Source organism: Psychrobacter sp., from assembly GCF_030457785.1.
Taxonomy (GTDB): Bacteria; Pseudomonadota; Gammaproteobacteria; order Pseudomonadales; family Moraxellaceae; genus Psychrobacter.
This window is the reverse complement of sequence record NZ_JAKDUI010000056.1, coordinates 1-12,652: the sequence shown is the minus strand read 5'-3', so window position 1 is coordinate 12,652 and position 12,652 is coordinate 1. Positions and strand designations below refer to the sequence as shown.

The window sequence follows — 12,652 nt, the reverse complement described above, 5'->3', positions numbered from 1 at the left end:
AGTATGAGCATTACCTAAGAAACCCCTACCTCTAAGGTAGTGGGTAGTTCATTTTAAATAGTCAAAACTGCAGAGATTTGGCTCACGGTTCTGATGCTTTTAATTATTTAGGTTTGTTTTGTTCTGGCGTGTTGAAATCACAGATAAAGCTACGATACAGCATGGTTTACCTATGTAGATAAATGGTGCGGGGTAGATGAACAGTGCGGATTAGGGTGTGTCTTTAATTTGAAGAAGGCATTCTACATACCTAAATGAGAACACGGCCTAATATGCCTTCCAATTTAAACTATATAATAACGACAATATCAAAGATAAAAATCAATATAAAACGGCCTAAATATGTCTGCTCCAAAATCTTCTTTGCCTAGTACCTCTGTATCTACTGACCGCGTGAAATCTTCTGATCTGCCTGTTGCATGGATTATGATGCTAGGGTTGATTATCGCAGTAGGTCCGTTATCCATCGACATGTATCTGCCTGCCTTACCTTCTATGGCAGATGATTTTGGTGTATCAACTGCCTTCATCGCCAACTCTGTTCCAGCGTATTTTGTGGGTTTGGTCATTGGTCAGCTGTTTTATGGTCCGTTGAGTGATCGAGTGGGGCGAGTTAAGCCTTTATATATAGGCATGACGCTTTATGTCATCGCTTCGATCGTTTGTGCGACGACCAACAATGAGTATGTGCTGTTTGTCGGTCGAACCATGCAAGCGCTGGGTGCTTGTGTTGGTTCGGTGGTGACACGAGCTGCCATTCGCGACCGATTGACGGCTAAGCAAACGGCAAAAGCATTTTCCATCATGATATTGGTGATGGGTTTGGCACCGATATTAGCCCCCTCGCTCGGGGCACTATTTTTGCGTTTCTTTGACTGGCATTCTATTTTTTGGTTCTTAGCTGCTTTTGGTATGCTAAATCTATTACTGACCAAGTTGTTCTTTTTCGAAACACTTACAGAAGAAAACCGCAAGGTACGCCCTGTCAAAGAAGTTCTCAGTCAATATATAGACTTACTTAAAGACCCTAAATTCAACTATCCGGCGGTTGGTGGTGGGCTGTTGATGGGTTCAATGTTTGTCTATATCAGCTCTGCTTCAGAACTGATCATGGATACTTATGGGGTGTCTGCGACACACTTTGGTTGGTTGTTCGGCATGAATGCGGCTGGTTTCGTTGGTTTGAGCCAGTTGAATCAATGGTTGACCAGTCGATTCCGTATTTTGAGTATTTTACGCTTTGGCACGATGATGCAAGTGACCTCATCGGGCATGCTATTTTTCGTAGGTATCTTTTTAGGTAGTGATGTATGGCTGCCAGTAGTGTTGGCGTGTATCTTCTTTTGTATATCAGGTCTTGGGTTGACTCAGCCAAACGCCGCAGCAATTGCTTTGGCTTTTCAAAAACACCGTGCTGGTATGGCAAGTGCTTTACAAGGCTCGCTTATGTTTTCGGTCGGTATTTTTGGTGGGTTGTTATTAAATCTGTTTCCTGTCAATCCGGTGCTAAAAGTCGGCATGGCTATGTTCGTGCTCATGAGTCTTGGCAGCTTTTTGATTTGGCAGATAGATCGCAACTTAAATCTTGATGATGCAGAATAGCTAACGCCTAGGTGATCACTGGCAGGCTTGAGAACTGCCAGATCGTCAGTGTCATATGTCAAAAACCCACTTACCAAAATACCGCACACAGAACACCGCCAATGGCCATGAATACTGATCAATTTGACAGTGTTTTTACTTGCGGTAAAAACCATAATATCACTAGTAGTTATTGAGCGTTGTATGATAAAATACAGCGCAGCTATTTCTATGATTCTTTTGAATTTGAGTATTTACCCAAATTTAACGATAGCTCAATGTTTTGATCAACTAAATTTTAATCAACCAATGACACACACATCATGGCAAAAAATTGCTGGGTGTTTGGCGACTTGATTAATTTGCAAACCAGTTTGGTACAGAACCTAACTACTTGCAGATGCGTGTCGCCAGATAGGCAGTTTTTGTGATGTGGAGGCATAACCCAACCAATAGGATATTTCCCATGGCTACACAGAACCCAACACAAATTGCAATGCGTGACTTACTACAAGCTGGTGCTCACTTTGGTCACCAAACACGTTTTTGGAACCCAAAAATGGGTCCATATATTTTCGGTGCTCGTAACAAGATTCACATCATCAACCTAGAGCACACTGTAAAAGCTTTCAACGAAGCATTGACCTACGCAAACGGCTTAGCAGCTAAGAAAAACAAAGTATTATTTGTTGGTACTAAGCGTGCTGCTAGCGGCATCGTACGTGAGCAAGCTCAACGTGCTGGCATGCCATACGTTGACCATCGCTGGTTAGGTGGTATGTTGACTAACTGGAAAACGCTACGTCAGTCAATCAACCGTCTAAAAGAACTTGAAAAGCAATCAGAAGACGGTACTTTTGCTAAGCTAACCAAGCGTGAAGCGCTAGAGCGCACACGCGATATGGAAAAGCTTGAGCGTTCACTTGGCGGTATCAAAGATATGGGCGGCTTACCTGACGCTATCTTCGTTGTAGACGTAGATCACGAAGGTATTGCTATCAAAGAAGCAAAAAATCTTGGTATCCCAGTTATCGGTATCGTTGATACCAACTCTAGCCCAGATAACGTTGATTACATCATCCCAGCTAACGATGATGCTATCCGTGCTGTGACTCTATACGTAACTTCTATGGCTGATGCAATCATCGCTGGTAAAGAATACGCACAGACTCAAGCTGGCGGCAAAGCTGAACAAGCGCCTGCAGAAGAAGCACCAGCTGAAGCCAAAGAAGAAGCGGCTACTCCAGCAGAGTAAACAGCTGACTCAAGCGGTTTAACTTTGTAAGGATAGCTTGATAGTGAATCTATAAGTATCCATATAACGTTATTAACAGCGTAAAAGCTTACAATAGGCATGATGTAGTTTTACTCGTCATGCCTTGTTGTTGATGGATAGCTCGTTTATAGGTGAGTATTATCACCTATATTTTTCCTTGCTGTAACAGCGCCTATTATGACGATTCATAATGAGCACTTTGATTACGAAAAAAGAGACATCGTACAACCGGTTTTTATCGTCAGACAGTAAAACAACTTAAGCTGAAGTTTAGCACTCCCACACATAACAATACTAAGGTAACTCTTATGTCAGAAGTAAAAGTATCTGCCAAAATGGTAAAAGAATTGCGTGACCGTACTGGTCTTGGCATGATGGAATGTAAAAAAGCACTACAAGAAGCAAATGGTGATGTCGAAGTTGCCATCGATAACCTGCGTAAGTCTGGTCAAGCTAAAGCGGCTAAGAAAGCAGGTAACATCGCAGCTGACGGCGCTATCATTATCGCTCAAGGCGATCAAAAAGCGTTCTTGTTAGAAGTTAACTGTCAAACTGACTTCGTTGCTAAAGATGACGGCTTTACTGCATTTGCAGAAAAAGTAGCGAACCTCGCACTAGAAAACAACGCTACAGACGTGGCTGCTATTTCTGAGCTGCCATATGGTGATGGTCAGACAGTTGAAGAAGCACGTATTTCTTTGGTACAAAAAATCGGTGAGAACATTCAGATCCGCCGCGTTGAAGTATTAGAAGGTGAAAACATCTCATCATACCGTCACGGCTTGCGTATCGGTGTTGTGGTCAACTTCGAAGGCGGCGACGAAAACACTGGCAAAAATCTTGCCATGCATATCGCGGCATTCAACCCTGTTGCAGTAGATGCTGAAGACGTTTCTGCTGATGTACTAGCGCGCGAAAAAGACATCATCGAAGCAAAAGCAAAAGAATCTGGCAAGCCTGACAACATCGTTGAAAAAATGATCGAAGGTGGCCTACGTAAGTACCTAGACGAAGTTACTTTACTGCGTCAGCCGTACGTCATGGATAACGACCAGAAAGTTGGTGACGTACTGAAATCTGAAGGCGTAAAAGTACTTAGCTTCAAACGTCTAGAAGTTGGTGAAGGCATCGAGAAGAAGCAAGAAGACTTTGCTGCTGAAGTTGCTGCTGCGCAAGCTGCTAGCAACTAAGCTATAGCATCTATTCGTGATGGCGATAAATGCTAAGTAGCTTTTATTTGGCATTTATTGTTTGGTTTTATCGAGTATAAAGCCACTAAGCATGAAAAACCCCGTTATTGAATCAATAATGGGGTTTTTTTATGTCTGGTATTTTTGCTGGTTTTTGAGTGCTGGTTTTTGTGCATTGGTCCTTGGGCGTTATGTCGTTACGCTAATGGAGTATATTGACCATCAGCAAGTTAGCGCAATGCATCATACGCTGATTTAACGTAGTTCGCGTTGTTGCTATTACTACTTACTGGTACCGTAACTGGCGTTTTGTAGGCCGTTATTGGTATTAGACATGGTTGATAGCCCAGCATCATTTTTGTACAAGCTATGGTATCGGCTCATTACTTTTTGCACGTAGTTACGGGTTTCTTTAAAAGGTGGGATACCACCGTATTTATCGACGTTGCCTTCGCCAGCATTATATCCTGCGATAGCGTGTTCAACATTGTTGTTAAAGCGGCGCATGAGCCAAGCGATATATTTGGCTGAGCCTTCAATATTTTCAGCGGGGTTCCAAGGATTGCTAACCTTGAAACGGCGAGCGGTGGCCGGCATCAGCTGCATAAGACCTTGGGCACCGACTGGTGAGCGTGCATTTGGGTTAAATGCCGACTCAGTATGCATCATGGCTTTCATCAACGCAGGATCTACGCCGTGGCGGGCAGCAGAAGCCCGAATATAGTTGTCGTAAGCATTACGGTTACCACTATTGCTCGCAGAGCTACTGCCATAGTTGTTGCCACTGCCATCGTACATTTTAGAGCTGGCATAACTGGTGACTTTGACTGTCTTAGTGAATTTTTCGAAGTTGCCACTTTGCTGACTGACGTTGGTCAGTAGTACTTGTCCATTTTCATCTTTGAGGATATACATGTTGCTAGCATGGGTAGCAGCAGAAAAAGTAGATAGAGCAAGCGTACTAGCGATAGTGCCTAACAGTAGGGGAGACAAATAGCGAGTCATCATAGCAGTTACATTTATCATATAGGTATCACTTTTTATCGAATAATGGCAAATGGTTTTACCCATAAGCGTGCTGTCTTGCGAGATGAATTGGTCATTCTTGCACAGAGGCTTTGTGGTCAGAAGAGAGCAGTTATTGCACAAAACTGCTGGTTGAACCCACGTCTGAGTGACGATCATTTGCAGTAGATACAAACAATAATCGTGGTTTACTATAGCATATAATCGCTTTTTAACGCATGGTATTATGGCGAGAAGTCATGAAAACAGGGTTTGATTTGTAAATTATATAAAGTAAATCAATAGGATATGATTTTACATCGCGTAAAATAAATATATAATTATGTATATTAATTTTACGTAAGGTTTGTAAGAGTCTGACCTAAATCTCCGTAGAGTTCGGGTCAAACAGCGGATTAGATATTGAAAGCACTAATAAAAATGGGCACCCAGATGGCGGTGATGAGTCCATTGACAGCCAATCCGAATGCGGCATAACGGCCAGCAGTATGGCTGATTTGCCAAGCTTCTACCGTGCCAAATGCGTGAGCAGCCAACCCAAGCGCCAGACCTTTAGCACGATCGTCCTCGACACTTCGAAATAAGAACCGTGCTAAAGCACCACCGAGTAGCCCTGAAACGATGATTATCAGGTTTGCCAAAGCAAGTGGTGCTTGGATTAAATCCGCCACACTCAGACCGATAGGCGTAGTCACAGAACGGGTGGCGAAAGCCAGTATCGTGTCATGACTCAATGACATCAGGTAGGCCAATGACATCGGCAGTAATGCACCAACAACGCTCGCAATGATGACGATTATAGTAAGTTTTTTTACAGGTAAGCCTTTGAAGTTCATTGCTGCTAGGGGCACAGCGAGTAGTACGGTGACGTATCCTAGTAAGTGATCAAACACTGGCTTAGCAACACTGTAATAGTGGTTGTAGTCCCATTGTAAGACAAACAAAAATACGAGAACCAACACCAAAGCGGTGATGACCATCGGCAACCAAGAGAGCTTACGAGCTAGAACGCGAGCAGTCACGTGCGCCACCAAGGTCAGTAATATTGCTGCAAGTGTCGCCACAAATACGCTATCAAAAGTCATCATCTTTCCTTGTTTATACAGCTTTATACAGCCTATACTTGTGTTTCTTGCTTGTTGACCGTGTTGCTGTCAGCGTTGGCACTATTACTGAGCCAGCGGTTGGCAAGTATTGCCAAGCCCCAAAGCGGTATGAGTGTGCTGATAATCATCGTTAGCATGGTACCCCACAACTCATCTCCTAAGGCGAACAACAGAAGACCTGCACCAGCAGAGACGGGTAAAAATGCAAAACCACTATCGACCAACAGAGTATTACTGGCTTGGGTGAGCCAGTCGGGTAGACCTTTTAGCAATCGCCATGCCATCAAAATAATAAACATGGCCACCAGACCGACGATGTTAGCGGCTTTTTCGATACCTGCCCACTGACAGATGATAACGGCTGTCTCACGGACGAAGATGACCATCGCTAAAGTCAGAATGATCGCTAACCATAGAGGTATGTTGGAGAGGTGAGTAGGCTTCATAAATAGTTTGACCAGGTCAGAGATGGTATGGCGCAGCGCATTACTAGCAGCACAACTATTAGGGCGTATCGAGCGTGTCTCAACACCCTAATTACAATGGGCAATAGTTGTTTATATAGCAGCTAGTAGGCTGTATATATCTGTATTTTTTAAGCATACAACAGGCGATTATATAGCGTGTCGATCAACTAATAAAGTCCATACTCTATATGCCTTAAGGTACATACATATACAAGACACAAAAATGGACGGTATCGTTGATACCGTCCGTTTACTTTTACACAAAGAACCACTGTTCATGTAGCCCCTAGCAAACAAGTCATACAGCACGACGAGACAGGTTGTTTACGGTATCGCTGCTTTGTCAAATGAGTCGTCTCACTTGCTTTTTAGGATTGTGAATCAGGGTTTTGAGTATTTTGTACTGCTGAGTTTTCTGCAGGTATTTCTGTAGCGTTTTGAGCATCAAAGTCATCAAAAGCTTGTATTTCTGCTTTGGTCATCGTTTGATTGTCGCTTTCATCAGGTTTTTCGAAATCTTCGAGTACTGGCATAAGCAGGGTGGCTTGCGCTAACGGCAATACATCTGATGGGTTTAGTTCGGCCTGCCCGAGGAGCTGCTTGAGCCTGTCGCTGGGCAAGCGAATGGTTAAGCACTCATGCCCTGTGTCATCGTAGCTTTCTTCTAAGATAACGTCCAGCTCATACAAGGTGTTTTTGAATTGACCAGCGTTATAAGGCAAGGTCAGATTAAATGTTGTCAGGGCGCCAGTCAGTAGCTGTTGAACGGCAAGCGATAGATCTTCTATGCCTAGGTTTTCTCTAGAAGAAACATAAACACGGTTGGGTTGGCCTTCGCTTGCGTAGCCGATTTGGGCAGGCTCACCAGTCAAATCGATCTTGTTATATACGTTCAGCACTGGGACATCATTGTCGATCTCGGCCAATACATTTTTGACTGCCTGAATTTGCTCATACATGTCTTCGCTAGAAGAGTCGATAACGTGAAGTAATAAGTCAGCTTCTAAGGTTTCTTCCAATGTTGCATGGAATGACTCGACCAGCTCATGCGGCAGGTGGCGGACGAAGCCAACCGTATCAACCAAAACTACTCGACCGACACCTTGCCAGTCCAAGCGGCGCAGAGTAGGGTCAAGGGTGGCAAATAATTTATCGGCAGCATAGATGTTTTCATCGACCAAACGATTAAATAAAGTTGATTTTCCTGCGTTAGTATAACCAACCAGCGAGATGGTCGGCACGTCTGATTTTTGTCTGCGAGCGCGACCTTGAGCTCGGGTTTGGCGTACTTTTTCCAGCTTGTTCTTTAGCTGGTTTACTCGTGTCTGCAACAACCGACGATCCGTTTCGAGCTGGGTCTCACCTGGTCCGCGTAGACCAATACCACCTTTTTGACGTTCCAAATGCGTCCAACCACGAACCAATCGCGTCGACAAATGATTGAGCTGAGCCAACTCTACTTGTAATTTACCCTCGTAGGTACGGGCTCGCTGAGCAAAAATATCCAATATCAAACCAGTGCGGTCAAGCACACGGCATTTGACTACCGACTCGATATTACGCTCTTGTGATGGTGATAAGTTGTGATTGAAAAGGACAATGTCAGCGTCATGCTCACGGACCAGTTCTGCAATTTCTTCTGTTTTGCCACTACCAACAAAATACTTGGCATCGGGCTTTAATCGTGATCCTGTCACGAGTGCCAAACGATCCGCTCCGGCTGAGTCAGCCAGTAGTTCGAACTCGCTAAGATCATCAGGATCTTGAATTTGGCGGATGTCTAAATGTACTATAATGGCGCGTTCACCACCTTCGTGTCTTTCAAAATAATCCAAAGAGTATCACCTATTTAATAAAGTAAATATGTCGCTATGATCCGTTTAATAAACGTTGATAAAGCGCTCATCTGACCCTCTATATGTGGTCTTATTGCTTGATATTAAAGCGTATAGCCATAATTAGCGATGATTTTATGTTACAGCGTCCACCTTTAGCACTGATTGAGTGAACAGGCTATCACTGAGTATCATAATTTTGATATACTTAATCAGTTTTTTTGACCACTTACACAACAGTTATTTAATCATGAGGGCGAAAATGCGCCAAGATAAGTCAAGATTTTCACTCAGAAAACAGCTGGGACGTGGCAAGCAAATCGCCGGTATGACGACGACGATAGCTGGCGGTTTACGTACGGCTCAACGCATTGGGGCATTTAAGCAGCCGCCGCGCGAAACGCTACCTCGTTATATCCAGACTTTTTGTCGCAAGATGGTGGGTTCTTTTGGTGTAAAAGTCGTCGAGGTCGAGCCTGTCGAGCAGCATCACGGGCTATGGGTATCGAATCACGTCTCGTGGATGGATATTCCAGTGGTCGGTACTGTCAGTCCGGCGTTCTTTTTATCCAAAGCTGAGATAGGTGAGTGGCCAGTATTTGGTCAACTGGCCCATGCAGCCGGTACGTTATTCATCGAGCGTGGCTCTGGTGATGCAGGCTCAGTGTCAACTCAGATTGCTGACTTTTTGACGAAAGGTTTTTCGGTTATCTTTTTCCCTGAGGCCACCACCACGGATGGCAAAAAGATCAAGCGCATTCACGGTGCACTATTACAGGCAGCGATAGACGCAGATGTGCCTGTGCGACCCATGCTCATTGCATATGTCGATAAAGACGGCACGCTGAGCGAGTCACTGCCGTACTACGGTAAACTAACAATGAAACAGAGCTTGAAAAAGGTGTTGGACAGTAAAGACGTTACTGCTTATGTCTTGCCTTTAGAGCCGATAGATCCGCAAGGTCGTAGTAAAAGTGAGCTGACTAATCTATTGCAAAACAAAATGCAGGAAGGCTTGGCTGAGTTACATTCACGAGTGTTGACTATCGCACCTACTGCCTAGTCATAAGCATATGGGTCATCATAAGTTTACAAAGACGTTAACCGAGTAAATAAAAAAGGCGACAACCGCACTCATAATCGCGATTGTCGCCTTTTTTGCGCTATGTTTTGTGTTTACTTAATACATTGACAGCAACAAACCGATGATTATGGCGACGGGTTAGGGTAGCGTGCATGTACTGCTTCTATCGCGTCTAATACATCAGTAGACAGTGTGAGGTTGACGCTGTCAATATTCGACTTTAGCTGTTCTAAAGAGGTCGCCCCAATAATGTTACTGCTGACAAATGGGCGTGAGTTAACAAAGGCCAGTGCCATTTGTGCCATATCTAAACCAGCATCATCAGCAACTTTAGCGTACTCAGCCGTGGCTGCTTTTGCTTCCTCATTGATATAGCGACTAAAACGATCATACATGGTCAGTCGTGCACCAGCAGGTTTTTTGCCGTCGAGGTATTTACCAGACAACACGCCAAATCCAAGTGGTGAATAGGCCAGTAAGCCGACGTTTTCTCTATGTGCAATCTCGGCCATGCTGACTTCGTATAGGCGATTGAGTAGGCTATAAGGATTCTGTACAGTAATGGGGGCGATTAAGCCATTTTTCTCTGCCTCCCATAGATAACGCATCAATCCCCAAGCCGTATCATTTGATAGACCATAAGCACGGATACGTCCTTTTTTGATTTCATCATTTAACGCTTGAATGGTTTCTAAAAATGGCGTTAAGTCATCTAGCGACTGTGCCGCCATATCTGAATCATATCCACGCTTGCCAAAAAAGTTGGTTTGACGCTCTGGCCAGTGTAGCTGATAAATATCGATATAATCTGTCTGCAAACGCTTTAGATTGTCATCGATAGCACCACTGATGTGTTCAGCGGTATAACGCGTCTGACCATCACGTAAGAATCCCATCGGTGAGATTTTGCTAGCAAGGACAACCTTGTCGCGTTGCTTGGTCTTGTTGAACCAAGTACCCATGAATCGCTCAGTATCACCTTGCTTGTCTTGAGCAGGTGGTGATGGATACATTTCTGCCGTATCCCAAAAGTTCACCCCTTCGCTGAGTGCCATATCCATTTGCGCATGTGCTTGTTCTTCTGTGTTTTGTTGTGCCCAAGTCATGGTGCCCAGACAGATCTTAGACACCTTTTCATTGAGCTGTGGCAGCGTTTCATATTGCATGAAAATCTCCTTGTAGCTTTTATAGTAGACAGTAATTTTGGCTGATTACATGATTTTTACGCCAGTGACACCAGGCGGGGTCACTTTAAAGACTTTAACCTTGAATAGCACAGACTGACCTGCAAGCGGATGATTGAAGTCCACTTCGATCTCGTCGTCATCAATGGCGCTAATCGTACCAGGTAGGGTGTTTTTGCCTTTGTCCTCAAACTCCACCATCATGCCTATCTCTGGATTGTCCGCGACCAGTGCAAACTGAGGATGACTAAAGTGTTGAACATTATCAGGGTTCCATTCACCAAAAGCCTGCTCGGGATCAAGGTGGGCGGTACGTGTGTCACCTGCACGTAGATTCATGAGAACCTGCTCAAATCCAGGCAACAAGCTCTCATCACCAATCGTGAGTGTCACTGGTGCATCACGGTGAAAGGTAGAGTCAATTACCGTGCCATTTTCGAGTGAAACTTCAAAATGCAGGTGGACAAGACTACCAAAAGTGATGCGGGTGTCTTCGTTGGGGTTGATAAATTGTGAGTCGGTCATAATTAAAAGCCAGTTGTAATAGATTTAGTAAACAATCAAGTGTGATATTAAGTAAATAATAAGCCATCTCGGATGAGCTGTAAGCGTAAATAGTGTAACGCAAATAGTGTAAGATATCTGCCATATATACAAACAGGTCGACAGAATGATGGAAAACAAACAACAAGGTCGTATCGCAAAATGGCAGGATGATAAAGGTTTTGGTTTTATAGAAACTGAAAATGGCGACTCAGTATTTTTTCATGTGAGTGAGTTCAAAGCGTATCGTCGTCCTGACATCGGCGAGCAGGTTGTCTTTTCAGTCGGGCAAGACCATCAAGGACGTATGCAGGCCAAGCAAGTGCAAGAATTGAGCTTTGTACAACAAAAAATGGCTCAAAAAAATAGCCAAATTCGGCAGCGTAATCGGCGACGTAGCCAACAAGCAGATTTTGAATCGAGTCAGAAAAAGCGTTTGTTTTTGGGTGCGGGTTTTTATGGTGTTCTGATTTTATTGGCTGCGACCGAAAGTCTGAGCTGGTTGTTGGTCGGTTGGTATGTGGTGTTGGGTATCATTACTTACATGATGTATGCTAAAGATAAAACAGCTGCCCAACGTGATGATTGGCGGACGCCTGAGTCGACATTGCACCTATTAAGTGTATTAGGTGGTTGGGTAGGAGCGTTGGTGGCGCAAACGTATTTGCGCCACAAGTCGCAAAAACCTGAGTTTCGCCTGATGTATTATCTAACGGTGGTGATTAATTTAGCTGGATTGTTGTTTATCATCTCAGGTAACGAGACAGATTTTTTGGGAAAGTGGCTGCTATTTGGTATGCCTTAATGAATACATAAATCATGTAAAAAGGAATAAATGATGACTAATGAAAATATGGATCTATAACAGGATATTTTTGCGGCTCTGGTTGCAAAGCACGAAGTGCAGCGCGAGCTATGCAACAAACTCGAAAAAAGCGAAGGTGAAGCAGAGCGTAAAGCAGCGTATGAAGATTTGAAGCTAGAGCTACAAGCGCATGCCGCGGCTGAGGAGCGTCATCTGTATGTGCCAGTGATGCAGCATGATGAAGGGCTTGATCTGTCTCGTCATGCCATTACGGAACATCATGAAATGGACGAGATGATGGAGACTTTAGATGACGGACGTATCGGAAAAGAGAAATGGGATAAGACTTGTGCTGATCTGATTCATAAAGTACGTCATCATTTAGAAGAGGAAGAAGACGAGTTTTTTAAAGAAGCAAGAAAGATCTTAGACACGGATCTGCAGCAGCGCTTGGGTGCTTTATACCAAGTTGAACACGCTGAGTACGAACAGACACATGGGGTGTAATGGACAAAATTCATGCTAAAAAGTAGAAGGTAGTCGCTAATGGACATA

General features: G+C 44.0%; 11 protein-coding genes and 1 pseudogene. 6 read left to right on the top strand and 6 right to left on the bottom strand.

Translation table 11 applies throughout. From position 1 onward, the window contains the following. The first annotated feature begins 342 nt into the window (after positions 1–342). From L0J61_RS04465 to tsf, 3 genes are all read left to right on the top strand, one after another. The gene (locus tag L0J61_RS04465) at positions 343–1,602 is read left to right on the top strand and encodes a multidrug effflux MFS transporter (protein WP_301465116.1); all 1,260 of its coding nucleotides are present in this window, start codon (positions 343–345) and stop codon (positions 1,600–1,602) included. A gap of 445 nt (positions 1,603–2,047) precedes the next feature. Continuing rightward, positions 2,048–2,836 (top strand): 30S ribosomal protein S2, encoded by a 789-nt coding sequence (gene rpsB, locus L0J61_RS04460; protein WP_301465115.1) that lies wholly within the window; start codon positions 2,048–2,050, stop codon positions 2,834–2,836. Between the two features lie 329 nt (positions 2,837–3,165). Beyond that, positions 3,166–4,047 carry a translation elongation factor Ts gene (gene tsf / locus L0J61_RS04455; protein ID WP_301465114.1) on the top strand — a complete coding sequence of 294 codons (882 nt, stop codon included), beginning with the start codon at positions 3,166–3,168 and terminating at the stop codon, positions 4,045–4,047. A 230-nt stretch (positions 4,048–4,277) separates the two neighbouring features. On the opposite strand, the pseudogene L0J61_RS04450 reads toward tsf, so the two are convergent. The 4 genes and pseudogenes from L0J61_RS04450 to hflX all read right to left on the bottom strand — a co-directional run bounded on the left by L0J61_RS04450 (position 4,278) and on the right by hflX (position 8,481). Continuing rightward, positions 4,278–5,073, bottom strand: a pseudogene (locus L0J61_RS04450) (lytic transglycosylase domain-containing protein). A 395-nt stretch (positions 5,074–5,468) separates the two neighbouring features. Continuing rightward, the gene (locus L0J61_RS04445) at positions 5,469–6,158 is read right to left on the bottom strand and encodes an LrgB family protein (protein ID WP_301465113.1); all 690 of its coding nucleotides are present in this window, start codon (positions 6,156–6,158) and stop codon (positions 5,469–5,471) included. Positions 6,159–6,190: 32 nt separating this feature from the next. Next, positions 6,191–6,625 (bottom strand): CidA/LrgA family protein, encoded by a 435-nt coding sequence (locus L0J61_RS04440; RefSeq protein WP_301465112.1) that lies wholly within the window; start codon positions 6,623–6,625, stop codon positions 6,191–6,193. Between the two features lie 389 nt (positions 6,626–7,014). After that, the gene (gene hflX, locus L0J61_RS04435; RefSeq protein WP_301465111.1) at positions 7,015–8,481 is read right to left on the bottom strand and encodes a ribosome rescue GTPase HflX; all 1,467 of its coding nucleotides are present in this window, start codon (positions 8,479–8,481) and stop codon (positions 7,015–7,017) included. 262 nt (positions 8,482–8,743) lie between these two features. Here hflX and L0J61_RS04430 point away from each other — a divergent pair, with 262 nt between their 5' ends. Then, positions 8,744–9,544, top strand: coding sequence for a 1-acyl-sn-glycerol-3-phosphate acyltransferase (locus tag L0J61_RS04430; RefSeq protein ID WP_301465110.1), 801 nt, complete (start codon positions 8,744–8,746; stop codon positions 9,542–9,544). A gap of 146 nt (positions 9,545–9,690) precedes the next feature. On the opposite strand, the gene L0J61_RS04425 is transcribed toward L0J61_RS04430, so the two are convergent. Then, the gene (locus tag L0J61_RS04425) at positions 9,691–10,731 is read right to left on the bottom strand and encodes an NADP(H)-dependent aldo-keto reductase (RefSeq protein ID WP_301465109.1); all 1,041 of its coding nucleotides are present in this window, start codon (positions 10,729–10,731) and stop codon (positions 9,691–9,693) included. A 45-nt stretch (positions 10,732–10,776) separates the two neighbouring features. Beyond that, on the bottom strand, positions 10,777–11,274 hold the full coding sequence (locus L0J61_RS04420; protein WP_301465108.1) for a peptidylprolyl isomerase: 498 nt from the start codon (positions 11,272–11,274) through the stop codon (positions 10,777–10,779). Between the two features lie 145 nt (positions 11,275–11,419). On the opposite strand from L0J61_RS04420, the gene L0J61_RS04415 reads away from it, so the two are divergent. Together L0J61_RS04415 and L0J61_RS04410 are read left to right on the top strand one after the other, a co-directional pair. Next, positions 11,420–12,097, top strand: a complete 678-nt coding sequence (locus tag L0J61_RS04415) for a DUF1294 domain-containing protein (protein ID WP_301465107.1) — start codon at positions 11,420–11,422, stop codon at positions 12,095–12,097. A 66-nt stretch (positions 12,098–12,163) separates the two neighbouring features. After that, positions 12,164–12,604, top strand: coding sequence for a hemerythrin domain-containing protein (locus L0J61_RS04410; RefSeq protein ID WP_301465117.1), 441 nt, complete (start codon positions 12,164–12,166; stop codon positions 12,602–12,604). Positions 12,605–12,652 lie beyond the last annotated feature (48 nt).